Origin of the sequence: Actinoplanes philippinensis (assembly GCF_900113015.1) — a bacterium.
Lineage (GTDB): Bacteria > Actinomycetota > Actinomycetes > Mycobacteriales > Micromonosporaceae > Actinoplanes > Actinoplanes philippinensis.
In genome coordinates, this window is the sequence record NZ_FONV01000004.1 from 52507 (window position 1) to 76540 (window position 24034).

24 protein-coding genes are annotated in these 24034 nt (G+C 69.8%); 13 read left to right on the top strand and 11 right to left on the bottom strand.

The window, feature by feature from the left end:
* Positions 1–261 precede the first annotated feature (261 nt).
* The 5 genes from BM290_RS10500 to BM290_RS10520 all read left to right on the top strand — a co-directional run bounded on the left by BM290_RS10500 (position 262) and on the right by BM290_RS10520 (position 4601).
* A complete protein-coding gene (locus BM290_RS10500) occupies positions 262–1284 on the top strand; it encodes a glycoside hydrolase family 11 protein (protein ID WP_093612612.1) in 1023 nt (340 codons plus the stop codon).
* Between the two features lie 62 nt (positions 1285–1346).
* On the top strand, positions 1347–2963 hold the full coding sequence (locus BM290_RS10505) for a glycoside hydrolase family 43 protein (RefSeq protein WP_093612614.1): 1617 nt from the start codon (positions 1347–1349) through the stop codon (positions 2961–2963).
* 67 nt (positions 2964–3030) lie between these two features.
* Positions 3031–3591 carry a nucleotidyltransferase family protein gene (locus BM290_RS10510; protein ID WP_093612616.1) on the top strand — a complete coding sequence of 187 codons (561 nt, stop codon included), beginning with the start codon at positions 3031–3033 and terminating at the stop codon, positions 3589–3591.
* Positions 3592–3604: 13 nt separating this feature from the next.
* Complete coding sequence (locus BM290_RS10515) at positions 3605–4216, top strand: HIT family protein (protein ID WP_093612618.1); 612 nt, start codon at positions 3605–3607, stop codon at positions 4214–4216.
* Between the two features lie 79 nt (positions 4217–4295).
* Positions 4296–4601: a hypothetical protein gene (locus tag BM290_RS10520; protein ID WP_093612620.1), complete on the top strand. Its 306-nt coding sequence runs from the start codon at positions 4296–4298 to the stop codon at positions 4599–4601.
* A gap of 104 nt (positions 4602–4705) precedes the next feature.
* Here the strand turns inward: BM290_RS10520 and BM290_RS10525 are convergent, their stop codons facing one another.
* Positions 4706–5941 carry an MFS transporter gene (locus tag BM290_RS10525; RefSeq protein WP_093612622.1) on the bottom strand — a complete coding sequence of 412 codons (1236 nt, stop codon included), beginning with the start codon at positions 5939–5941 and terminating at the stop codon, positions 4706–4708.
* 134 nt (positions 5942–6075) lie between these two features.
* Here BM290_RS10525 and BM290_RS10530 point away from each other — a divergent pair, with 134 nt between their 5' ends.
* The 4 genes from BM290_RS10530 (at position 6076) to BM290_RS47205 (ending at position 8844) form a co-directional block, all read left to right on the top strand.
* Entirely contained in the window at positions 6076–6351 is a 276-nt protein-coding gene (locus BM290_RS10530; RefSeq protein ID WP_093612624.1) for an excalibur calcium-binding domain-containing protein, read from the top strand.
* A gap of 200 nt (positions 6352–6551) precedes the next feature.
* Positions 6552–6779, top strand: coding sequence for a hypothetical protein (locus BM290_RS10535; RefSeq protein WP_093612626.1), 228 nt, complete (start codon positions 6552–6554; stop codon positions 6777–6779).
* Positions 6779–8320, top strand: coding sequence for a glycosyltransferase family 2 protein (locus tag BM290_RS10540; RefSeq protein WP_093612628.1), 1542 nt, complete (start codon positions 6779–6781; stop codon positions 8318–8320). Before BM290_RS10535 ends, BM290_RS10540 begins: the two co-directional genes overlap by 1 nt.
* 191 nt (positions 8321–8511) lie before the next feature.
* On the top strand, positions 8512–8844 hold the full coding sequence (locus tag BM290_RS47205) for a hypothetical protein (protein ID WP_143133690.1): 333 nt from the start codon (positions 8512–8514) through the stop codon (positions 8842–8844).
* Here the strand turns inward: BM290_RS47205 and BM290_RS10550 are convergent.
* Positions 8838–9737 (bottom strand): alpha/beta fold hydrolase, encoded by a 900-nt coding sequence (locus BM290_RS10550; RefSeq protein WP_239143518.1) that lies wholly within the window; start codon positions 9735–9737, stop codon positions 8838–8840. The two genes, BM290_RS47205 and BM290_RS10550, sit on opposite strands and share 7 nt — an antisense overlap.
* Before the next feature lie 88 nt (positions 9738–9825).
* Here BM290_RS10550 and BM290_RS10555 point away from each other — a divergent pair, with 88 nt between their 5' ends.
* The gene (locus BM290_RS10555) at positions 9826–10308 is read left to right on the top strand and encodes a MarR family winged helix-turn-helix transcriptional regulator (protein ID WP_093612634.1); all 483 of its coding nucleotides are present in this window, start codon (positions 9826–9828) and stop codon (positions 10306–10308) included.
* 70 nt (positions 10309–10378) lie between these two features.
* Here the strand turns inward: BM290_RS10555 and BM290_RS10560 are convergent, their stop codons facing one another.
* On the bottom strand, positions 10379–11152 hold the full coding sequence (locus tag BM290_RS10560; RefSeq protein WP_143133691.1) for a hypothetical protein: 774 nt from the start codon (positions 11150–11152) through the stop codon (positions 10379–10381).
* A 112-nt stretch (positions 11153–11264) separates the two neighbouring features.
* On the opposite strand from BM290_RS10560, the gene BM290_RS10565 reads away from it, so the two are divergent.
* The 3 genes from BM290_RS10565 to BM290_RS10575 all read left to right on the top strand — a co-directional run bounded on the left by BM290_RS10565 (position 11265) and on the right by BM290_RS10575 (position 13086).
* Positions 11265–12020, top strand: a complete 756-nt coding sequence (locus BM290_RS10565) for an aminoglycoside phosphotransferase family protein (RefSeq protein ID WP_203779327.1) — start codon at positions 11265–11267, stop codon at positions 12018–12020.
* A 225-nt stretch (positions 12021–12245) separates the two neighbouring features.
* Positions 12246–12485, top strand: a complete 240-nt coding sequence (locus tag BM290_RS10570) for a hypothetical protein (RefSeq protein WP_143133692.1) — start codon at positions 12246–12248, stop codon at positions 12483–12485.
* A 70-nt stretch (positions 12486–12555) separates the two neighbouring features.
* Positions 12556–13086, top strand: a complete 531-nt coding sequence (locus tag BM290_RS10575) for a riboflavin biosynthesis intermediates N-glycosidase (RefSeq protein ID WP_239143517.1) — start codon at positions 12556–12558, stop codon at positions 13084–13086.
* On the opposite strand, the gene BM290_RS10580 is transcribed toward BM290_RS10575, so the two are convergent.
* The 8 genes from BM290_RS10580 to BM290_RS10615 all read right to left on the bottom strand — a co-directional run bounded on the left by BM290_RS10580 (position 13049) and on the right by BM290_RS10615 (position 23868).
* Complete coding sequence (locus BM290_RS10580; RefSeq protein WP_239143516.1) at positions 13049–13519, bottom strand: SRPBCC family protein; 471 nt, start codon at positions 13517–13519, stop codon at positions 13049–13051. The two genes, BM290_RS10575 and BM290_RS10580, sit on opposite strands and share 38 nt — an antisense overlap.
* Before the next feature lie 9 nt (positions 13520–13528).
* Positions 13529–15055 carry an alpha-N-arabinofuranosidase gene (locus BM290_RS10585; protein WP_093612642.1) on the bottom strand — a complete coding sequence of 509 codons (1527 nt, stop codon included), beginning with the start codon at positions 15053–15055 and terminating at the stop codon, positions 13529–13531.
* Positions 15052–16284 (bottom strand): endo-1,4-beta-xylanase, encoded by a 1233-nt coding sequence (locus tag BM290_RS10590; protein ID WP_093612644.1) that lies wholly within the window; start codon positions 16282–16284, stop codon positions 15052–15054. Before BM290_RS10590 ends, BM290_RS10585 begins: the two co-directional genes overlap by 4 nt.
* A gap of 136 nt (positions 16285–16420) precedes the next feature.
* The gene (locus tag BM290_RS10595; protein WP_093612646.1) at positions 16421–17809 is read right to left on the bottom strand and encodes a non-reducing end alpha-L-arabinofuranosidase family hydrolase; all 1389 of its coding nucleotides are present in this window, start codon (positions 17807–17809) and stop codon (positions 16421–16423) included.
* Between the two features lie 8 nt (positions 17810–17817).
* Positions 17818–19836, bottom strand: coding sequence for a family 43 glycosylhydrolase (locus BM290_RS10600; protein ID WP_093612648.1), 2019 nt, complete (start codon positions 19834–19836; stop codon positions 17818–17820).
* Complete coding sequence (locus BM290_RS10605; RefSeq protein ID WP_093613628.1) at positions 19833–21215, bottom strand: glycoside hydrolase family 43 protein; 1383 nt, start codon at positions 21213–21215, stop codon at positions 19833–19835. The genes BM290_RS10600 and BM290_RS10605 overlap by 4 nt, the downstream gene beginning before the upstream one ends.
* Positions 21215–22822 (bottom strand): glycoside hydrolase family 27 protein, encoded by a 1608-nt coding sequence (locus BM290_RS10610; protein WP_093612650.1) that lies wholly within the window; start codon positions 22820–22822, stop codon positions 21215–21217. The genes BM290_RS10605 and BM290_RS10610 overlap by 1 nt, the downstream gene beginning before the upstream one ends.
* The gene (locus BM290_RS10615) at positions 22819–23868 is read right to left on the bottom strand and encodes a ricin-type beta-trefoil lectin domain protein (RefSeq protein WP_203779326.1); all 1050 of its coding nucleotides are present in this window, start codon (positions 23866–23868) and stop codon (positions 22819–22821) included. The genes BM290_RS10610 and BM290_RS10615 overlap by 4 nt, the downstream gene beginning before the upstream one ends.
* Between the last annotated feature and the right edge of the window lie 166 nt (positions 23869–24034).

A 24034-nucleotide genomic window follows, 5' to 3' on the forward strand; every position in this document is an offset into this window, starting at 1 on the left:
CTTGCGCGGGGCGGGGCACGAGGACCGTACCTCCCCGGGCTTTGAATGCCCTAACCTGGCCTTTTCCGCCTGCGCCGCCGCCGGAGATCATGGTCGGTATTTCCGCATGGTTTCCGTAAGTTGTTGACAAGCTTGCGGTCGGCGGGCCACGATCTCGCAATGACGGGCCTCTATGGCCGTCGTTCCCCGCCACGGGCACGGCACCACACCCCCGCGTGCCCGTGGAGCCGTTCCCCGAACGCCCTTCATCAGGAGGCGCACATGACCGCAGATCTCCCCCAGCCGACGCGTCGCAGACGCGGCCGGATCCGTCTGATGCTCGGCGCCGCGTGCGCCGTGGCGATGGCCGTGTCCGGCGTGATGGTCGCCGGCACCGCGCACGCCGAGTCCGACCGGACGGTCAGCTCCAACACCACCGGCACGCACAACGGCTACTACTTCTCGTTCTGGAAGGACAGCGGCAACGCGAGCATGACGCTGCGCGCCGACGGCCGGTATTCCAGCAGCTGGGACCGTAGTACCAACAACTGGGTCGGCGGCAAGGGCTGGGCCACCGGCTCGCGGCGCACGGTCACTTACTCGGGCACCTACAACCCGGGCAACAACAACACCTACCTGGCCCTGTACGGCTGGACGCGCAACCCGCTGATCGAGTACTACATCGTCGAGAACTTCGGCAGCTACAACCCGAGCAACGGCGCCCAGCGACTGGGCACCGTGACCACCGACGGCGGCACCTACGACATCCTGCGCAGCCAGCGGATCAACGCGCCGTCGATCGACGGCAACCAGACGTTCTACCAGTACTGGAGCGTCCGGCAGTCGAAGCGTAGCTCGGGCACCATCACGGTGGCCAACCACTTCGACGCGTGGGCCCGGGCCGGGCTCAACCTCGGCAACAGCTTCGCCTACCAGATCATGGCGACCGAGGGCTACCAGAGCCAGGGCAGCTCCGACATCACCGTCCGTGAGGGCAGTGGTGGCGGCAGCACGACCAGCCCGCCGCCGAGCAACGGTGGCGGCAACTGCACGGCCGTGCTGTCGGCGGGCGAGCAGTTCGGTGACCGCTTCAACCTCAACGTCGCGGTCAGCAACGCCAGCAACTGGACGGTGACGCTCAACCTCAACGGTGGGCAGAGCATCCAGAACAGCTGGAACGCGTCGGTCAGCGGCACCTCCGGATCGGTGACCGCCCGGCCGAACGGCAGTGGCAACAACTTCGGCGTGACGATCATGGCCAACGGCAACTGGACGTGGCCGACCGTGACCTGCCGAACGAGCTGACAACTCCGTGGCGCGGCGGCTGGGGGGCCGCCGCGCCACCACCTTTTTGTGAAGGGCTCTCCATGACGATCGCCAAAGCCGCCGTCTCCACGATCCGCAACCCGGTGCTGCCTGGCTTCCACCCGGATCCGTCGATCCTGCGGGTCGGTGCCGACTACTACATCGCCACCTCGACGTTCGAGTGGTATCCGGGCGTCCGGGTGCACCACTCCACCGACCTGGTCGACTGGCGTCCCCTCGGCGGGGTGCTCACCGAGCGGCGGCTGCTCGATCTCACCGGGACCGCCGACTCGTGCGGCGTCTGGGCGCCCAACCTGACCTACGCCAACGGGCTGTTCCACCTGCTCTACACCGACGTCGCCACATTCGCCGGCGGCTACTGGGACCCGCAGAACTACCTGGTCACCGCGCCGAGCATGGCCGGGCCGTGGTCGGATCCGGTGGTGCTGCACGGGCGCGGCTTCGACGCGTCGCTGTTCCACGACGAGGACGGCACGACCTGGATGCTGTCGATGCGCGCCGACTGGCGCCCCGGCAACAACCGCTTCGCGGGAATCTCGATCCAGCGGTACGACCACCGCCTGCGCCGCCTCGTCGGACCCGAGCAGGTCATCTTCGACGGCACCGACGCCGGGCTGACCGAGGCGCCCAACATCTACCGCAAGGACGGCTGGTACTACCTGGTCACCGCCGAGGGCGGCACCACCCTGACGCATCAGGTCACGGTCGCCCGGTCGCGGCGGCTGCTCGGGCCGTACACCGTCGACCCGGCCGGGCCGATGCTGACCTCCTCCGGACGCCCCGACCTGGCCCTGCAGAAGGCCGGGCACGGCAGTCTCGTGGAGACCCCCGCCGGCGAGTGGTACCTGGCGCACCTGGTCGCCCGGCCGTACGCGCCGTCCGGCCGGTGTGTGCTGGGGCGCGAGACCGCCCTGCAGCGGGTCGAGTGGCCCGAGGACGGCTGGCCCCGCATCCGCGACGGGGTGCCCGCCGAGGAGGTCCCCGCCCCGGCCGAGGTCACCGCCGCACCGCAGCAGCTGGTGTCCGCGATCGATCACTTCGACACCCCGGCGCTCGGGCCGGACTGGTCCACGCTGCGACGGCCCGCCACTCCCGACTGGGTCGACCTGAGCGCCCGCCCGTCGTACCTGCGGATCCAGGGCGGGCAGTCACCGATGGCCCGGCACCGGCCCAGCCTGGTCGCCCGGCGGGTCACCGACACCCACTGCACCTTCGAGGCGACCGTCGAGTTCGTGCCCCGCAACTTCCGGCAACTGGCCGGGATCACCGCGTACTACAACTCCCGCAACTGGTACTACCTGCACATCACCGCCGACGACGACGGCGCGCCGGTGCTCGACGTGCTCTGCTGCGACAGCGGGCGCGTCACCGCCGCGCCGGGCCTGCGGACCCCCTTGGACGTACGGCGGGTCGGGTTGCGTGCCCGGCTGGACGGGGCGGCGCTGACCTTCGCGTACGAGACCGTCCCCGGCGAGTGGCAGGAACTCGGCCGCACCTTCGACGCCACCACCCTCTCCGACGAGTACGCGGTGACCCTGGTCCCCGGCGAGCCGGAGGCGTGGGGCTTCACCGGAGCGTTCGTCGGCCTGTGGGTCCAGGACCTGGGCGCCGAGGGTGGCTACGCCGACTTCGACCGGGCGGTCTACACCACCGGCTGACCCGTCCCGATCCTCCACGTCGCCTCCGGTCGCCGCTTCCCGCCGGGCGCCGTCTAGCGTTCGTCCGATGGTGATGAGCGCACAGGACGTCGTGGCGGTGATCGAGTCGGACCCGACGGCGATGAGAGTCCTCCGAGCCGCGACCGAACTCGATCTGCCGGACTGGTGGATCGGGGCCGGATTCGTCCGCAACCGGATCTGGGACGCGATCACCGGCCGCCCACCGGCACCGGAGCGCGACGTGGACCTCGCCTACTTCCACCCCGACGATCAAGATCCGGACGAGGAGGTACGTGCGGAGGCCCGGGCCGCGGCGATCCTGCCGGACGTCCCGTGGGAGATCCGCAACCAGGCCCGGATGCATCTGCGCAACGGTGACGCGCCCTACACGTCCACGCTGGACGCGATCTCCCGCTGGCCCGAGACGGCGACGTGTGTGGCGGTGACCCTCCGCGACGGCGCTGTCCGGCTGGCGGCCTGTCACGGCGTCGACGACCTGGTGGGACTGGTCGTCCGCCCGTCCCCGGCCTTCGACAGCCCGGAGGGACACGCGAAGGTCCGGCATCGCATCGAGACCAAGGGATGGGCGGACCGCTGGCCCGGCCTGCGGCAGGTGCTCCGGCCCTGACTACGCTGCGCCCATGGCGATGACTCCGGACGAGTTCTACCAGCACGCGCTCGCCGCCACCGACAGCGAGAGCCGTCTTCCGCTGTCCCGCATGACGGGCTGGGAGATCAGCCCGTTCGAGCAGGACGGACTCCGGGTCACGCCGCTGCGCCCACCGGTGGTCCCCGAGCCCCCGAGGCACGGCGAGGACCCGGCCCGGTGCAGCATGTGCGCCGCCCGGGACAAGGGCCTGTGGTTCAATGAACGCTGGCGGCTGGACCGTATCGACGGCGCCGGGGTGCCGCTGATCCTGATGCTCTACCCGCGCGACCACTACGACATGGCCGACCTCCCCGACGAGATGGCCGCCGAGATGGGCGTGCTGGGCACCCGCATCGTCCGCCACATGCAGGCGCTCCCGCACATCGCCCGCGCCCACATGTACCGCTTCGGCGACGGCGCCACCCACATGCACCTGTGGTTCTTCGGCCGACCCGAGGGCCAGTCCCAGCTGTTCGGCTCCTGGCTCCCGGTCTGGGACGACCTGCTCCCGGAGTATCCCTCCGAGGTGGCCGCCGCCGACGCCGTCCGGGTGGCCGAAGCCCTGCTCGTCTCCTCCGGAGGCGCCCGCACTCCCGTCCCGTAGCCCGTGACGGGGCCGGGCCGGCATTGGCGGGCGTCGTTACTCTGACGGTCCGCGCCGGAGCCGTCACTGGGGGGCCGCCATGCCGATTCAGGTACGCAACGGGCTGGTCACCATCGGCGCCGGCCTGCTCCTCGGCTTCTTCGGGCTGATCTACGTCGCCGATCTCTTCGGGGTCGCCGGCGAGCACGCCAGGCTGATCTCGGAGAACCGCCGGGGCCGCCGGCTGACCGGCGAACGCCGTAGTCCCGCGGAGGTGCGGGACAGCCCGGACTTCAAGCGGGCGTTCGGTATCGGGCGTTTCGTGGCCGGAGGCGGGTTCATGCTGGCCGGTCTGGCACTCGTCGTCGCGGGGATCGTCATGGTCGTGTCACCGCCGGCCGGGTAGTCCCTGCCGCCCTCCGGTAGAGGTACGGCCCTGACTCCGGCCCCCCGCGGCATCACCCGCGCGATGGACCGCGAGGAGATCACAAGGGCCGACTGACCCGGTGATCACGGGCGCCGATCGGCGTACGGCCGGGCGACCTCGTCCTCGACGAAACCGGGCCGGGCGAGCGTGATCACCGGGACGGCCGCCACCAGGGCGACAACGATCAGGAACATCAGGGGTACGGTCCACCCGCCGCTCACGTCGTGCAGCAGCCCGACGGCCAGCGGCCCGAGCGCGCCGAGCGCGTACGCGATCCCCTGGGCGAAACCGCTCACCGCGACGGTGCCGCCGGGGGTCCGGGTGCGCTCGTTGAGGAGCACGAGGCTGATCGGGAACAGGATCGACCCGGAGCCGATGAGCAGCACCCACAGCAGGGTCAGTGTCGTCGGCGCGAGCAGCAGGCCGAGGTAGCCGAGCACGAAGCCGGCGACACCGGCGGCGATCAGCCGGCCGGTGCTGCCCCGGCGGGCGACGAGCAGGGGCGCGATCAGCGCGCCGGGCACGCTGACGACGCCGGTGACCGCGAGCAGCACTCCGGCCTCGGTCGGCGTCGAGCCGGCGACGTCGCCGAGGATCTCGGGCAGCCAGGCGAAAGCGGCGTACGTCAAGATCGTGCTGGTCGAGAGGACGACGGTGATCGACAGGGCCACGCCGGACCGCCACAATCGCGTGACGAGGGCCGGCGGGGCGGACCCGGCGGTGTCCGCGAGCCGCCGGCCACGCTGCCGCGCGATGACGGCCAGCCACGGGACCAGGGCGACCACCGAGGTCACCGCCCACATGCCGAGCGAGAGCCGCCAGCCGGCCCGCTCGGCGACCGGAGCGGCGACCGCGGCGGGAACGGCCGTGCTCACGCCCACGATGCAGACGTAGGCGGCGGTCAGGGGCGCCACCCGGTCCGGGAACCAGCGCCGCACGATCGGCGGCAGCAGCACATTGCCGATGCCCGTGCCGGCGAGCGCGACGACACTGCCGGCGAGCAGCACCACGAAGCCCGGCGCGAACGCGCGCACGAGATGCCCGGTGGTCATGAGCAGCAGCGCGAGCACGATGCCGCCGTCGAGGCCGAGTCCACGGGCGACACGCGGCGCGACGAACCCGGAAACCGCCAGCAGGATCGGTGGCAGCGTGCCGAGCAGCCCGGCGCCGATGCTCGATATCGGAATGTCCACCCGGATCGCGCCGAGAATCGGTGACATCGCCGCGACCGTCTGCCGCAGGGTGAACGCGACGAGCACGATGCCCAGCAGCGCGGCCGCGCGCCCCGCCCGAAGCGTAAGGGGTGGGTGCCCGGTCATCGCCTTACTCTAATACTCCGCTCGGCGGCGGATGCGAGACGGGTGTCCCTTCTTGTCCGGACGGTTGACCGAGAGCGGCCCCCTCGTACCTCTCGATAGTGTCCCCGCAGTCATCGGCCCTGAAAGGACATCCGTTGCGTCAGCGTTTCACCGCCGCCGTCATCGCCGGCCTGCTCGCCGCCACCGGGACGATCGTCGTCACCGGTCCGGCGGAGGCGGCTGCGAAGAAATACAAGAACTGCACCGAACTCAACAAGACGTACAAGCACGGCGTCGGCCGCAAAGGCGCGAAGGACAAGGTACGCGGCTCGACCAAACCGGTGACGAACTTCAAGGTGTCCACGGCGCTGTACAACGCGAACAAGAAGATGGACCGCGACAAGGACGGCGTGGCCTGCGAAAAGCGCTGACCCCGGCACTGCGCGAGGCGCCCATCGGACCACCCGGCCCGGTGGGCGCCTTTATCGTCGAACTGCCGTCAACACGACACCGGAACCAGCCGAACGGCACATGAAACATCTTCCGGACGACCGCTGACAGGCGATTACCGAAAGACACATTCCCACCTACGGTTCTCCGACACCGCAGCACACACCATCAAGGAGACACCGTGAGCCTGGCCAGCGGAGGCGGCAGCCGTACCCTCCCCCTCACCGGCGCCGTCCTCGTCGTCGGCGGCACCGCAGTGCCCGCGCCCACTCTCGCCGCCATCGGCGCCGCGATCATCATCGGTGGATTCCTGCTGATCCGCCTGACCCGGCCCCGCGCCGTCGGCGCCGTCGCCCCGGGACGCCCGGGCCGCGCCAAGTCCCGGATGTGGCGGCGGGGCTCCATCTGATGGGACTGTACCGCCGCGGGGGCAGTGCCGTGGCCGTCGCCGCGTTCACCGCGGCCGCGGCGCTCGCCACCTGGCACGCCAGTCAGATCTGGGAGCACGGCTGGACCGATCTCCAGCTGGTCTGCACGGCGGCGTTCGCCTGGCTGGCCTTCACGTCGATCCTCCCGTACCTGCATCGCGACATTCCGCAGCCCCACCCGGGAACCCACGCGGCCGCCCTGCTCGATCGACTGTTCGTCACCGTGATCGTCCCCGCGCACAACGAGGATCACGCGATGTTCCAGGCGTTCCTGGACTCCCTCAGCCGGCAGACGCGGTTACCGAACCGGGTGCACATCGTGGAGAACGGCGATCCGGGGTACGTGTTCACCCTCGAACCGATCCTGCGGGCCTGGCAGGCGGCCGGCCGTCATCGTGGTATCGACGTGCGCTATTCCACCAACGACGTCGGCGACAAACGGCAGGCTCAGGCCGTCGCGTTCCGTCAGGATCACGACGCCGACATCATCGTCACCGTCGATTCCGATGTGAAACTGGCGCCCACCGCGATCGCCGCGGGTCTCGCCGCGTTCCGGTCGTCCCGGACCGCCTGTGTCACCGGCATGCTCGTCGGCCTCAACACCGACACCAATCTGCTGACCCGGCTCATCGAGCCCGCTTTCGTGTGCGCGTATCTCAACGGGCGGGCCGCCCATTCGATGCTGCGCTCGGTGACCGTCAACTCGGGCGCGCTGTCGTTCTATCGGGCGGCGATCTGGCACAAGTACCTCGACCACTACCTGAATCACACGGTCGCCGGCCGCAAGCTCAAGGACGGCGACGACTCGATGATGACCTGCTATTCGCTGCTGGAGGGCGAGGCGCTCTTCCAGTCCGGATGCTGGGGATACACGCTGCATCCGGACCGGCTCCGCCAGTTGACCAGCCAGCGGGTCCGCTGGTGGCGGTCCCTGTTCTGGGGCGGGTTCTGGCTGCTGCGGGTGTTCCGGCCGACCCGGTTCGCGTGGTGGTCCACGGCGTGGGATCTGCTGTCGATGACGTGGATGACGGTAGTGATCCCGTTCGTGCTGATCGTCCGGCCGGTGACCACCGGCGCGGCGCCGTGGATGGTGGGAGTGTGGGCGGTCGCCCTCACCTATGTGACACACGCCCGTTATCTGACGATCACCCGCCCCGGTGAGCCGTTCTGGTCGCATCTGCGGCTGTGGCTGTTGTCGCCGCTGGCCGCGGTGCTCACCTTCTACACGGGATTCGTGCTCAGCTACGTCGGCCTGTTCACCTGTCTGAAGGGCGGCTGGTCGTCACGGAGCCGGGTGGTCGCCTACCAGGGGACGGCAGATTCCCGGCTTCCCCGACCCCCGGCCCCGGCGTACGACGACGACGGCACCGCCGGGACCCGCGACCTCGCCGGCCTCCGCGCACGCGCGGCACAACGCCCGCACGGGCACGCGGTGGCGGCGGCCGGCGGAAGCGTCCCGTCCCCGCGACGATCGTGGGACGACGAGGTGGAGACCCGGCGGCTGTGGACGGTCCCGCGATGACATGCGGCCCGCCGGGCCGCCTGTCCGGCGCCGAGGAGCGCCCGCACCAGATGCCACAGGTGGAGTCGCCGCCGTCGGGCAATACGCGCCGGCCGGTGAGCAGCACGAACGGCATTGAACGGATCATCTACGCTGTGCCGACGTTGCACCGGCTCGGCGCGAGCCGCAAGCCGCGAGCCGGGAGAAGCCGCATGATCAGTACGCTGTTCCAGCCGTTGCCCTTGACTGTCGGCGGGCTGGTCCTGGTGGCGTTCGCCGTCGCGTTGCGCCGCCGGACGCGACGGGCCTCCTACAGCCTGTTGTTGCCGGCCGCGGTCTTATTTCTGGCCGCCCTCGACGACTGGTATGTCACCACCCACGAGCCGGAGGCGAACATCCGTGTCGACGTGGCGCTCCTCCTGGCCCTGATGCTGATCACCACCCTGGCCGGAATCATCTGCACTGTCGTCTTCGCCGGAACCTCCCGGCCCTCCGCCGGCACCGGCCCGCAGTCCCCCCTCCCCCACGAAACCGCAGCTCAGTAGCCTACGGAGGCCCCCGGCGGCGTCCGGTGGTCTCGGTGGCTTCGGTCGACGCGGGTGGTGAAGTCGCCGAGCGTGGCGGCGAACGCGACCGGGGCCTCCTGGGCGACGAAGTGGCCGACCTGCGGGATGCGCACCGCGGTGACGTCGGTGGCGATGCGGCGCATGGTCTGTTCGGTGAACGGGGCGTTGATGCCGTCGACGGCGAGCACCGGAACGGTCAGGGGTCGCGCCCCGGCGAGCGCCCGGATGGTGTCGCCGCCGGTCAGGGCGGAGCGGTAGAGGCCTTCGGTGCCGCGCCAGCCGCCGGGGCGGGCGTAGGTGCGGGTGAACTCGTCGAGGTCGGCCTCGGTGACGGCATCCCGGGCCACGGTCATCGAGGTGATCGCCCAGTCGAGCATGACGCGTTCGCGGCCGGCCAGGAACAGCTCCGGGACTCCCGGGGCGGCCAGGAAACCGACGTGCCAGGAGCCGCCGCCGGTCACGTCGGCGAGCAGTTCCATGCCGTACCCCGGAAGGGCGGTTTCGACGGCGGTGAAGCTGAGGACGTCGCCGGGGTGGGTGGCGGCGAACTGGAAGACCGGCCCGCCGCTGATGTCCTGGCAGGTGACGTGCACCGGACCGACGCCGAGGTGGGCGACGAGGTGGTGCAGGTCCTCGGCCATGGTGGCCGCGTCGTGGTCGCCGCCGGCGGTGCTGGAGTCGCCGAAGCCGCGCAGGTCGACGGCGAACACCCGGTGGTCGGCGGCGAGCCGCGGGATGACAGCGCGGAAGGCCCACCAGGACTCGGGCCAGCCGTGCACGAGCAGGATCGGGGATCCGGTCGTCCCGGCGGAGACGTAGTGCAGGGATGTGCCGTTGATCTCGGCGGTGTGGTGGGTGACAGAGCTGGTCACGTCGAACTCCAGAAGTAGACAACCTGGTTGTCGAAAAAGGTAGACAACCGGGTTGTCCATGTCAACCTGCAAGATCTACACTGGTCGCATGCCCACCGGATCAGGCGCCGACCTCGCCCTGCTGCTCCTCGGCAGCTATCGCAACCTGGTGGACGAGGTGGTCGACGAGCTGGCCCGGCGCGGATTCCCGGACGCCCGGCCGTCACACGAGTACGCGATGCGCGCCATCCAGGCGGGCGCCGACAACGCCTCGGCACTGGGCCGCAGCCTGGCCATCACCAAGCAGGCCGCGGCGAAGACGATCGCCGCCCTCACCGAGCGCGGTTATGTCACCACCGAGGCCAGCCCGCTCGACGCACGCCGCAGACAGGTGCACCTCACCGAGCACGGGCTGGCACTGATGCGCGCGGGCGCGGCCATCTTCGACGAGGTCCGCGCCCGGTGGGAGCAACGTCTGGGCGCCGGAGAGCTCGCCCGGCTGGAAGAGCAGTTGGCCCAGTTCGTCGGCGACTCCCCGATCCGCCTGGACGCTCCCGGCTGGGTGGCCCGCGACCAGGCCGACGGTCACTGACCCCGGGCGATCCCGACCGGGTGCGGGCAGCCGTCCTCCACGGAGGTGGTGCCCCTGACCGGCGACCCGATCAGTGGAGCTCCCAGTCGGCGATCATGCTCGACGGCTCACCGGTGGCGGCGGTACGAACCCGGGCCGGTCGAGCATCGGCGCGGATCTGGAAGACGACTCTGTTGACGACTCTCCCGCTGAACGCGGACCGGCTGTTGCCGGTGAGCATCCCCGTCATCGCGCGATCGTGCTGATACCAGGTCCCGTCCGCGTCGCAGAGCCAGGTGTAGTTCCCCACCTGCGGGATGATCGCCACCTCTCCCAGGCTGCGTTCCTGCACCGACACCGAGACGAGGCGTCTGCCATCCATCGGCCGGAGATCGGTGCTCGGCTCGAGATCGTCCGCGCCGAGCACCGAGACGTCGTGCCGGCTCTCCGAGGTACGCCTCAGCTCCAGCCGATCCCCCAACGCCATCTCCCTGCCGGGGGCCGGCAGGTCCTCGACCAGGAGTTCGCGGGGCATCCCGCTGACGTAGACGTTCGCGGTGTCCGGATACATCGTCGGATTCGACACGCACGCGGATCCGTCCGCCCCGATGAGCACGATCGCGGTGATGCCGGACACGGCGGCGAGGACGACCACGACCGCTGCCGCCCCCTGTCGCCGCGACGGCCGGAAGCGGGACCTGGCGGGGAGCGGTTCCGGCGCGTGCTCCGGAACCGTTTCCGCCGGAGCGTCCAGCACCGCCTTCCGCTGCCTGCGCCGACCAGTCAGCACCACCGCGGCCACGACGGCAAGTGATATGGCGCCGCCGGCGGTCCAGCGTGCGACGGCCTTACGGGTCGGAGACACAGAGGACCCATCGGCTCGCCGCGACCGGGCATGAGATCTCGGCGGACACTGCGGCGGGGGCCGATGCGGCGGGGCCGGGGCGCTATCGTCCGGTGGCATGGTGGATCGTCAAGTGCTTCAGGATGACCCGCACCGCCGGATCGAGCGCGTCGGGGACACGGTGCGGCGGCCTCTGCATCCGTGGTCGGCGACGATTCATGAGCTGCTGCGGCATCTCGAGGCTGTCGGGTTTCCGTATGCCCCTCGGCTGCTCGGCATCGATGCGGAGGGGCGCGAAGTCCTCACCTACATCGCGGGTGAGTCCGGGGGCGATGCCTGGGCCAAGGTCGTCGAGGACGACGGGCTGGTCGCGATGGCGCGCCTGCTGCGGGATTACCACGAGGCCGTCCGCGGCTTCCGGCCCGCCGCCGCGGCCGGCTGGGCGGCCTTCGACGGTGACCAGGGCGCTGACGATCTGATCTGCCATGGCGACTTCGGGCCCTGGAACCTGGTGTGGCGGGGCCTCCAGCCGATCGGGATCCTGGACTGGGATTACGCGTGGCCGGCCCCGGCTGCGCACGACGTCGCCTACGCGCTGGAGTATGTGGCGCCGTTCCGCGATGATCACACGTCTGTTCAGTCGTTGCGTCACCCGGGGAGGCCGGACCGGCTGCGCCGGCTGGAACTCTTCGCCGGGGCCTACGGTCTCACCACGACCGCCGGGCTCGTCGACCAGGTGATCCTTCAACAGCGGCAGGTGTTGCACCGTGCTCGGCAGCTGGCCGCCGAGGGCCGGCAACCCCAGGTGGCCTGGCAGGCGGACGGCGCCCTGGACGAGGTCGCGCTGCGCATCGAGTGGAGCAGGTCCCACCGGCATCTTTTCGGCTGATCACGGCATGGACGCCGCCGGGGGCGGAGGAACGGTCGAGTTTGTCCGCCGGCACGGCCCGATCGTATCGTCGGTCATCGAAGCCTCGGACCGATCACGGCAACTCGAATGCCGCATTTGTGACATAAACCACTTCCGATTCAGCCGGACTGAAGGCCTTGTTAAATTGACCTTCATGAATGGATGGCCAGCCGGGCCGCCCATCCGGAAGACACGGGGAAACGCATGTCACTGTCCAAGGTACGTCTGACCCTCGGCACGGCCGCGGTCGCCGCGATCGGCCTGCTCGGCTTCGGGGCGCCGGCCGAAGCGGCGCCGGCCAGCACCTGGGTCACCTATGGCTACTACCCCACCCAGTCCGAGTGCGCCGACGTCGGCAAGTACCTGGTGCAGCAGCACTGGTACATCTCGTACGGCTGCGCCCGGACCAGCAGCGGGTGGAAGCTCAGCGTCCTCGACTACTGATCGGTGACCCCGCTGGCGCCCCTGCCCCCGGAGGCGCCGGCGGGGTGACCGTCCGGCACGGCAGCCGGAGATGTATGGCACCGTAGGGGTCCCGCTCCCCTACCGCGAGGCCACGGTGACGATCTACTTCTACGGCGCCGAAGAGGTTCCGTACGGCTGCTTCTCGAATTTCTCCCCGCACGGTTTCGACCTCGACGGGCACTGGTGGCCGACCTCCGAGCACTATTTCCAGGCGCAGAAGTTCACCGGCGCCCGGCACGCCGACCTGATTCGCCGGGCGGCCGGCCCGTTACGCGCCGCCGAGCTGGGCCGCGACCGGTCCATGCCGCTGCGCCGCGACTGGGAGCGGGTCAAGGACGACGTGATGCGCCGGGCCGTCGCGGCCAAGTTCGCCGCCCACGCCGACATCCGCGCCGTCCTGCTGGACACCGGTGACGCCGAGATCGTCGAGGACACCGGCGCCGATCACTACTGGGGACGAGGCCGGACCGGCACCGGCCGGAACATGCTCGGCCGGATCCTGATGCGCACCCGGACCCAGCTCCGCGCCGGACAGCACGCGTTCACGGGTCACGAGTCTCGCCCTCGGCCAGGTGTTTGATGTGCGCCGCCCGCTCGGTGAGCAGGCGTCTCAGGTAGGGGGCCAGCAGGAGCCGGGTCACCACGGCGCCGATCGGGCCGAGCGGGGCCTGGATCGTCATGCGGTCGGTCATCCGGGTGCGGGTGGGGCCGACGGGCTCGAAGCGGTGCTCGTGGCGCATGGCGCGGAACGGGCCGCGAGTCTGCTCGTCGACGAAGAGGCGCGGGCGGTCGTACACCGTGATCCTGCTGGTCATCCGCCATCGGCGGCCGAGATGGCGGGCCTGGAAGGTCACCTCGTCGCCCAGCGCGAGACGGCGGCGGCCGCTGGTCGTCGTGGCGGTCTCCCGGCTCCCGGGAAGGGAGCCGGCGTGCACGTCCACGTCGAGTTCCAGGTCGAAGACCGTGGTGGCGGCCGCGTCGACGACGGAGACGACCTCGATCTCGGTTGGCACCGGCGCAGCCTACCGATCGGACAGCGTGCCGGCCACGGTGACGAACGAGTGGGGCGGCAGATACACCTGCAGCCGGCCGGATTCCACGGTCGCCCCCTCGTACGGGCGGGGCCGCACCGTCGACGGGGACTCCGGGGTGTTGTGGTCCTGCGGGGTGCCGGCCGTCAGGATCAGCGACTCGACGTCGGTGACGGCGCCGCCGCGCAGGTCGACGGTCACGTCCGTGGGAGTGGCCGCGTCGAGGTTGGACAGCGAGATCAGCAGGCGGCCGTCACGGTGGCTGGCCGACATCGACACCGTCGTCAGGGTGGTGTCGCCGACGGGGCGTGACGGTGGCGGGGTGCGGACGTCGACGCGCAGGGAGGTCGCGTCCTGGTGGGCGCGGTTCATCCGGAAGACGTGGTATGTCGGCGTCAGGACCAGCGCGTTCGTGTCGGGGTCGGTGAGGATCATGGCCTGCAGGACGTTGACGGTCTGGGCGATGTTGGCCATCACCAGGCGGTCGGCGTGGCGGTGGAAGACGTCGAAGTGCACGCTCGCGACGAGGGCGTCGCGCAGGGTGTTCTGCTGGTACAGGAAGCCGGGGTTGGTGCCGGGCTCGACGTCGAACCAGGTGCCCCACTCGTCGAGGACCAGGCCGACGGTGCGGTTCGGGTCGTAGCAGTCCATCACCGCGGCGTGGCCGGACAGCACCTCGTCGATGCGGGCCGCCTCGGCCATGGTCGTGTAGTACTCGTCGGTGCTGAAGACGGTGGCCGAGCCCTTCTTCTCCCAGGGGCCGCTCAGCGTGTAGTGGTGCACGGAGAGGGCGTGGTAGAAGCTGCTGGTCACCCGCTGACAGCCGAGATGCCCGAGCTGTCTCATCAGCGTCTCGGTCCACGCGTAGTCGGTGCCGTTGGCCCCGGCCGCGATCTTGTAGAGCTTGTTGTCGCCGTAGTCACGGCAGTACGTGCCGTAGCGGCGCGCCTCCGTGGCGTACTGCTGGGCGGTCATGTTGCCACCGCAACCCCACGCCTCGTTGCCGAGCCCCCAGAACCGCACCGGCCACGGCGCGTCGCGACCGTTGGTCTTGCGCAGCCGGGCCATCGGCGAGTCGCCGTCGCGGGTGAGGTATTCCACCCACTCGCTCATCTCGCGCACGGTGCCGGAGCCGACGTTGCCGCTGATGTAGGGCTCGGCGCCGAGCAGCTCGCACAGCGCCATGAACTCGTGGGTGCCGAAGTGGTTGTTCTCCTCGACGCCGCCCCAGTGCGTGTTGACCATGACCGGGCGTTCGGCGCGCGGGCCGATGCCGTCGCGCCAGTGGTACTCGTCGGCGAAGCAGCCGCCGGGCCAGCGCAGGTTGGGGATGTCGAGGGCACGCAGGGCTTCGACCACGTCGAGGCGGATGCCGCCGGCGTTGGGCACCTCGGAGTCCTCGCCGACGTAGAAGCCGCCGTAGATGCACCGGCCGAGGTGCTCGGCGAAGTGGCCGTAGAGATGCCGGTTGATCCGCGGGCCGTCGATGTCGAGGTTGATGACGGTTTCGAAAGTCAACGGAGAAGACCTTCCAGTTGTACGAGTCGACCGGCCGCCGTGAGCGCGAAAGAGGCACGGCGCCCGTCATGGCTCAGCCGATAGTCGCCGAGGAATCCGCGGATCTCCACCCGGCCGGCGTGGTCGGTGCGCAGGGTCGTCGGCGGCAGCCACCACTCCCCTTTAACCAGGTCACGCAGCGCGTGGTAGGCGGGCTTGGGTGTCCCGTCGGCGCGGACGACCCCGGCGGGCGCGCCGAGCCACGCGTCGTGGTCGGTGAATCCCCAGTAGGTGATCGCCTGGACCGCTGGGTGGCCGAGCAGGGTGCGGTAGTGGCGCGTGATCTCGTCGGCCTGGCGCTGCTCACCCTCGGGCGTGGTGGGCCACGACGGGATCTGGTAGTCGTTGAGGTCGTCGATCTCCGGGGGCATGAGGTGCCCGGAGACGAGGGTGGTCTCGGTCATGTGCAGGGGCAGGCCGTAACGGGCGAACCGGTCGAGGACGGCGAGGGTCCGGTCCTCACCCCAGTAACCCTGGTGCATGTGGCTCTGCAGGCCGATCGCGTCGATGCGGATGCCTGCTTCGAGGACGCCCTCGATGAGGCATTCGTACGCCGTGGACATGTCGAAGTCGTTGAGCAGCAGCGTGGCCGTCGGGTCGGCGGCGCGGGCCTCCTCGAACGCCAGCCGGACGGTGGCGATGCGGCCGCGCTCGCGGGCGAGGCGGGTGATCGCGTTGGGGTGCTCCTCGTTGCGGAACACCGGCATGATCACGACCTCGTTGATGGCGTCCCAGCTGTGCACGACGTCGGCGAAACCGGTGACCTCGCGCCGGATCCGGGCCCGGACCACCGCCTCGACCTCGTCGGTGGACAGCCGGCGCAGCCAGTCGGGCGCCAGGGTGTGCCAGACGAGCGGGTGGCCCTTCACGCGGGCGCCGCGGTCGGTGAACCAGCGGGCGGCTCGGTGCAGCCGGCCGGTGTCGGGCCGGTCGCGCTCGGGCTCGAACAGGCTCCAGTAGAACGGCAGGGTCGCCGTGTTGAACACGTCGAACCAGAGGTCCTCCTGGCCGGTGACGGCGGCCGGCTCCTCGTTGGCGACCGGGACGAAGTCGAAGCCGATGTTGCCGAACCCGAAGGCGTGGCTGCGCTGCTCGACGACGACGTCGCGGTCGGCGAGCGGCCGCCCGTCGGTGTCGAGGACGGTGACCTGCGCTTCGCCGAAGCGGTGCAGGTACGGGGATGCCGTCACGGGGTCTCCTGTCGCCGACGGACGTCGCCGTAGCGTAGGAGGCAAACCGACCGGAAGTCCAGCGGAACTTCCGAGAAGTTCCGCTGGTTTCCGGCCGGTCGGTGCGCTTCAGAATGCTTCGAAACTTACGGGATCGTCAGCGTTGCAGGGTGAGCAGGCCGGGCCGCCAGGGCAGCTGGTCGTAGGGACCTCCGGCGCTCGGGTTCTTGCCCTGGTAGAGCAGTTGCAGGTTGCAGGGGTCGATGGTCTTGGTCTGGTCCGGGTTGTTGCGGACGAGGTCGCCGTGGCTGATGTCATTGGTCCAGCTCGCGCCGCTGTTGGCCTTCCCGGCGAACGGGTTGCTCTCGGTGGCGGCCTGCGGCGTCCAGTTGCCGTTGAGGCTGGTGGCGGTGAACGACCGGAAGTACCGGCCGCTGGAACCGATCGCCTCGACGATCATCAGGTACTGGTTCTGGCCCGCCACCTTGTAGACCTCGGGCGCCTCGAACAGGTTGTTCCGGCTGTCGCTCATGATCGTGGTGTACGACGAGCCGAAGTTGCCGGGGAAGTTCCCGAGCGGCATGGAGGCCCGGTAGATCTTGCCGTTGTCGCCGGCGAAGAACAGGTACATGTTCTGCCCGTCGGCGATCAGGGTCTGGTCGATCGGGCCGGTGCCGGAGTCGGAGATGCTGCCGGTGAACAGCGGCTGCGGCGCGGACCAGCCGTTGGGGTTGGTCGGGTCGCTGGAGGTGCGGTAGATGAACGGCCACGCGCCCCACTGGTAGGCGAGCACCCAGATGTTCTTCGGCGCGAAGTAGATCAGCGTGGGCGCCACGGTGCCCTGGCTCATCCCGTTCTGTCCGGTACCGGCCATGTCGGACCAGTTGGTGAACGGCGTGAAGTTCATCGAGCCGTACGACGAGCCGTTCACGTTCGACGCGTACACCAGATGTTTGCCGTTGTGGACGACGTTGGTGAAGTCCTTGAGCGACACCCAGCCGTTCTTCGGGTTGGCCAGCACCCCGCTCGACGACCAGCGGTAGCTCGACGGCAGGGTGCAGTTGCCGCCAGGGGTGGACGGTGACGTCGACGGGTTCGACGGCGCCGGGCTCGACGGTGAGCTGGGCACCGGCGCTCCGGTGCAGGCCACGCCGTTGAGGCTGAACGCGGACGGGACCGGGTTGCTGCCGGTCCACGAGCCGGTGAACCCGAAGGTCACCGAGCCGTTGGCCGGCACCGAGCCGTTGTAGGCCACGTTGGCCGCGGTCACCGTCGTGCCGCTCTGGCTCACTGTGGCGTTCCATGCCTGGCTGACCTTCTGCCCGGCGTCGTACGCCCAGGTCAGTGTCCAGCCGGACAGCGCGTCGCCCAGGTTGGTGACGGCCACGTCGGCGTTGAAGCCGCCCTGCCACTGCGACGACACGGTGTACTTGACCGAGCAGCCGGCCGCCGCCGCGCCGGCGGGCAGGGCCACGGCGACCGCCGCCGAGGCGGTCACCAGGGCGGCCGACGCCAGGCCGGCCTGGAGTAGTCGAGATCTGGTCATGAATCCTCCTAAGGCGTGGTCAGGTCGAAACGGTTGACGGTGACCGCGCCGCCCAGTGCCTGGGTGGCGTAGTTGAAGATGCCGAACCGGTAGCCCATGAAGAACTGCCAGGCGTTGTTGAGCGTGAACGCCGGGCCGAGGCCGGTGAAGGTGCTGCCGTTGGTGCTGTAGGAGAAGGTGGCGGTACGCCCGGAGCCCGGCCGGATGTCGGCGGAGACCCGCAGCCAGATCTTCCCGCCGGAGACGTTCGCGCCGGCCGCCTCGGCGCCGGTGCCGGTGGTGGCCCAGCTGGAGTTCATGGTCAGCCCGTTGGTCATCGAGACCCGGGTGACGCCGTTGTCCTTGCGGATACCGATCCAGGCCGACGAGTCGCGCAGCATGGCCAGGCCGGCGCGGTCGCCGTTGGCCATCTGCGAGTAGTCGAGCTCGATGGTGGCGGTCGACGACGGTCCCTGGATGCGGTGGGTGAGCGTGTTGCGGGCGTTGTACAGGTCGTTGGTGACGGTCGCGGTGGACAGCCGCAGCCCGTTGCCGACGCTGTACCTGCTGGTGTCGGGGTTGTGGTTCCACTCCCAGCGATGGCCGAGGCTGGTGAAGGTGTCGGGGCCGGTCATCGGCTGCACGGTCTTCGACGTGGTGATGTTCGGCTTCGGGTAGGTGGCGCCCCAGCGGCCGTTGACGGTGGTCAGCACCGGCCAGTCGCCGCTCCAGGTGATCGGGGCCAGCGTCGGCACCCGGCCGCCGGGGTAGGCGTCGGTGAACGCCATGTACCACCAGTCACCGTTCTGCGTCTGGACCAGGCCACCCTGGTGCGGCACTCCCCCGCCGGAGATCGGGCCGGGCAGGTCGAGAAGGACCTGGCGCTGCTCGTACGGACCCCACGGGCTGGTCGACCGCAGCACGTACTGGCCGTTGGCGGGCCGGGTCAGCCAGATGTAGTAGTAGTTGCCCCGCTTGTACATCCGCGAGCCCTCGAGGGTGCCGATGCTCGACGGGGTCTGGTAGACCGTCTGCGACCGCACCTGGGCGGTGAGATCCGAGTTCAGCTGCGCGACGCTGATCGTGCCGTTGCCGTAGGCCACGTACGGGGTGTCGCCGTCGAACATCAGGCCGGCGTCGTAGTAGCAGTTGTTGAGCCGGGCCTTCTTCGACCAGGCGCCGTCGACGGCCGAGGCGGTGTAGACGTAGGTGCGGTTGAACTCGGTGCAGCCCAGCCAGTAGTAGGTGCCGTTGCTGGGCCGGTAGTTGAACGCCGACGCCCAGATGCCCTTGACGTAGGCGCGCCCGCCGGACAGGTCGTAGGCGCCCGAGTCGAAGTCGAGCCGGGGCACCGAGTGGCCGGCGTACTCCCAGTTGACCAGGTCGTAGGAGCGCAGGATCGGCGCGCCCGGCGAGTAGTGCATGGTCGACGCGGAGTAGTAGTAGGCGTCGCCGACCCGGATGATGTCGCCGTCGGCGAAGTCCTGCCATACCACCGGGTTGGTGAAGGTGCCGGTGCCGGGCGTGGTGGTGCCGAGTTTCACGAGCTGCCACTGCTGGTTGGCGCCGTTCCAGTCGGCGTACTGCACGATGTTCGCGCCGTCGGCGGTCGACGCGCCCTGCACCTCGAGGGCCTTGCCGCTGTTGCGGTTGATCAGCTGGATGTAGCCGTCGATGTCCTGGATGCTGAACTGCTGGTTGGTGGCGTTGTTGTCGGTCCACTGCACGATCGCGCCGCCGTCGGCGGTGGACGCGCCGGACACGTCGAGGACCTTGCCGGAGTGCTTGGACCGCAGCCGGTAGTAGCCGCCGCCGGAGTCGACGAACTGCCACTGCTGCTGGGCCTGGTCGTTGCGGGTCCACTGGGTGATCCGCGCGCCGTCGTTGGTGGCCAGGTTGTACAGGTCGAGTGCTTTGCCGCTGGTGCGGTTGACCAGCACGTAGGAGGCGCTGGTGTCGATCGTGGCGGCGTCGGCGGGGGTCATGGCGGTGAGGCCGAACGCCACACCGAGCAGGGCGGTCACGACGACCGCGGCGAGTCTTCTCATCGCGTGCTCACTCCAGAGTTGCCGGTGAACTGCCACCAGTTGACGTTGAACAGGTAGCCGCTGCCGCCGGTGAACCGCAGGTAGAGGTCCTGGGTGCCGGTGGCGCCGCTGACCGGGCAGGTGACCGTGGCCCAGTTCTGCCAGCCGCCGGTGCCGGACACGGTGCACGTGCCGGCGAGAGTGCCGGTGGGGCCGCCGAGGCGTACCTCGATGCGGCCGCCCGACGCGGCGGACGCGACCCGCGCCGAGAACGAGGTCGCGCCGGATCCGAAGGCGACGCCCTTGACCTTGACGTAGTCGCCGTTCTCCAGGAAGCCGATGTTCATGCCGCCCTCGCTCGCGCGCTCGGTCTCGACGCCGGAGCTCCAGGCGATCGTCTCGGCCTCCTGCCGTACGTAAGGATTGAGCGTGCCGTTCTGCGGCGCCCCGCCGGTGGTCATGGTGATCTGCGGGATGCTGCCGTCGGCGTTGTAGCTGAACTTCTCCACGGCCACCGAGCGGGTGAAACCGCCGCCGCCGGGCAGCGCGCCGTTGTGGTAGAAGAAGTACGACCCGCCGTTGAAGTCGACGATGCCGGCGTGGTTGGTGAAGCTGCTGCCCTGGGTCGGCATGACGGTGCCGCGGTATGTCCAGGGGCCGGTCGGGCCGGGCGCGGTGGAGTACCCGATGAACTCCGAGCAGCACTTGGCGGCGAAGACGTTGTAGTAGAGGCCGTTGCGCTTGTAGACCCAGGGGCCCTCTTCGTACAGCGTGGGCCGGTTGGCGTCGCCGGTGCGGGTGCCGAACCCGGCGGTGGTCAGCGGGATCTTCGTGGCGCTGCCGCTGAAGCTGATCATGTCGCTGTTCAGTCGCACGTACCACAGGTTCGGGTTGCCCCAGTAGAGATAGGCCTGGCCGTCGTCGTCGATCATGACGGTCGGGTCGATCTCGCCGTTCTCGACCAGGGGGCGGCCGAGCGCGTCGGTGAACGGGCCGGTCGGGCTGCTGGACACCCCGACGCCGATCGCCATCCGCCCGGTGGCCCGGTTGGTGACCGGCACGTACCAGTAGAACTTGCCGTTGCGGGCGATCACCTGGCCGGCCCAGGCGTCCTTGCTGGCCCAGCTGAAGGTGGCCAGGCTCATCGGCGAGCCGTGGTCGGTCCAGTTGACCATGTCGGCCGACGAGTAGACCCGCCACTCCTTCATGGTGAACCAGGTGGAGCCGTCCTCGTCGTGGCCGGTGTAGAGGTAGACGCGGCCGTTGTGGACCAGGGGCGCCGGGTCGGCGGTGTAGATGGTCTGCACGATCGGGTTGTCGGCCCGTGCCGGGGCCGGCGCGACCGCGGCGAGCAGGGTCACGGCCAGGCAGAGCAGGCCGGTGAGGATCTTCTTCGGCATCAGGCTCGGCTCCATCGCTGGTTGGCGGCGGCGGTGCAGGTCCACAGCAGGACCGGGGTGTTGTTGGCGGTGAGGTTGCGGTCGACGTCCAGGCAGAGGCCGGAGGCGGTGCCGCGGATGGTGCCGTCGGCGTTGAGCGTCCATTGCTGGTTGGTCTGGCCGTTGCAGTCCCACAGCTGGACCTTGGCTCCGGCGGTGGCGCCGGTCGGGGCGTCGAGGCACTTGCCGAGCGCCTGGATGCTCTGGCCGCTGATCGTCCAGCGCTGGTTGGCCTGTCCGTTGCAGTCCCAGATGACCGGCTGGGTGCCGTTGGCGGTGTTGCTGTTCGGCACGTCCAGGCACCGGCCGGAGGCGGCGCTGACCAGGGTGGAGCCGGTCGGTGTCGGGTTGGTGCCGCCGCCGCTGACCCGGAGGACGGCCGTGCCGTGCGCGGCGACACTGGCGCTGATCGTGCCGGTGCTGCTGCTGGTGGCGCCGGTCCAGGCGTCCTGCAGGGTGAAGGAGCTGCCGGACTTGCCGATCGCCGCCGCGGTGGTCGAGATCGTCGTGGTGGAGCCGCCCTGGTTGAACAGGGCGACCGCGACGTCACCGTTGGCGAGCCGCTTGGCCAGCACGCGGCGGGTGCCGTCGAACGACACCTGGGTCCCCTGCAGTCCGAGGGTGTCCTGGTTGATCGCGATGAGCCGGGGGTTGGTGAGGATGTCGCGGGTGGTGGTGCTCTGCGAGCGCACGTCGTTGCCGGCGATCAGCGGCGACGCCATGATCGCCCAGAGCGCGAAGTGGCTGCGCTGCTCGGTCTCGGTCAGGGTGCCGCGGCCGACCTCCATCATGTCCGGGTCGTTGAACGCGCCGGGGCGGGCGTATCCGGCGAGCGGCACGGTGACGTCGACGATGTTCTTGACACCCATCGGGTAGCCGTTCGTCTGCCCGGTGTCCCAGGCCAGGGTGATGTCCTCGGTGGTGCGCCAGATGTTCGCGACGTCGCCCCAGTTGCGCTGCGGGCCGGTCTTGGCGTGGATGCTGTTCGAGTTGATGCTGTAGAGGATCGGCCGGCCGGTCGAGGCCAGCGCGTCACGCATCTTCGCGAACGTGGTGACCTGGTCGTTGATGGATCCGGACGGGGAGCACCAGTCGTACTTGAGGTAGTCGACGCCCCAGGCCGCGAACTGGCGGGCGTCCTGTGCCTCGTGGCCCTGGCTGCCGGTGGCGCCGGGGTAGCTGTTGAAGTACTGGGCGCAGGTCTTGTCCAGCGGGGCCTGGTAGATGCCGAACTTCAGGCCGCGGGCGTGCAGGTAGTCGCCGAGCGCCTTCATGCCGCTCGGGAACCGGGTCGGGTCGCCCTGCAGGTTGCCGGCCGAGTCCCGGTTCGGGTTCATCCAGCAGTCGTCGACGACGACGTACTGGTAGCCGGCGTCGCGCATGCCGTTGTTGACCATCGCGTCGGCCACCCCGCGGATCAGTGACTCGTTGATGTTGCAGCCGAAGGTGTTCCAGCTGTTCCAGCCCATCGGCGGGGTACGGGCCACGCCGTTGTCCAGGGCGTGGGCGGCCGGGGCGCCGAGCAGGGTCAGGGCTGCGACCAGCAGGATCGTCAGAGCTCGTCTCATCGCCTCGTCCAGTTCTGTGCGGCGGCCCCGGTGCAGGTCCGCAGGGTGACGGTGGAGCCGTTCGCGGTGCCGCCGCTCTCCAGGCACAGACCCGACTGCGCGTTGCGGATCGGCCCGCCGGAGGTGTGGCTCCAGTTCTGGTTGGCGGCGCCGCTGCAGTCCCACAGCTGTGCCTTGGCGCCGCTGGTGGCGCCGGTCGGCGAGTCGAGACACTTGCCCAGCGAGCGCAGCGTCTGCCCGTTGACGGACCACTGCTGGTTGGCGGCGCCGCTGCAGTCCCAGACGATCGGCTGGGTGCCGTTGGCGGAGTTGCTGCCCGGCACGTCCAGGCAACGGCCGGAGGCGGCGCCGACCAGCGTGGTGCCGCTGCCGCCGGTGCCCGGGTCGCCGATGGTTCCGGGGACCGAGCGCAGGGCGGCGTACCAGGTGGCGGCCATCTTGTCGTAGCCGGCGGCGGTCGGGTGGACGCCGTCGATCAGGTCCGCGGTGGTCAGGGCGGCGTGCATGTCGACCAGGTGGACCCGGGAGCCCTTGCTCCGCACGATGGTGGACAGGGCGCTGTTGTAGGTGCGGGCGGCGGCCTCCTGCCCGGAGTTGGCCAGCGGGATGATCGTCGCCACGAAGACGTCCGCCGAGGGGACGGTGCCGGTGATCCGGTCGATCAGGGTGGAGAGCCGGCCCGGCGCGCCGGCGACGTTGTAGTTCTGCAGGATGTCGTTGGTGCCGATGTGCAGCAGCACGGTGCGCGGGCTGGTGCCGCGCAGCCAGCCGGCGATGTTGGCGTCGATCTGGTCGATGCGCCAGCCGGGGTGGCCCTGGTGGTCGTGGTCGCCGAGACTGGCCGGCCCGTTGAACTGGGTGCCGACGAAGTCGACGCGGTACCCGGCGGACGCCAGACGCTGCCAGAGCCCGATCCGGTATCCACCGGGGACCTGGGTGCCCTCGGTGATGGAGTCACCGAGCGGCATGACACGGGTCCCGCCGTTGGATTCCGCGAACGCCGCGGTGGGCTGGAAGAACACTAATACGACGGCCAGAACAGCCATGAGTACGGTCGCACTTCGGGTGCGCATGGTGAAGCCTCCAGAGGGGGAACGAGCAGGCTCGTTATCGCTCACAGAGCTGATCCGGGACGGATGCAGAGGGGGGATGAGAGCGCTAACAGTCTGCCTTGGGAGATTGCCAGGATGTTTCTGGACATTCAAGTAGGAC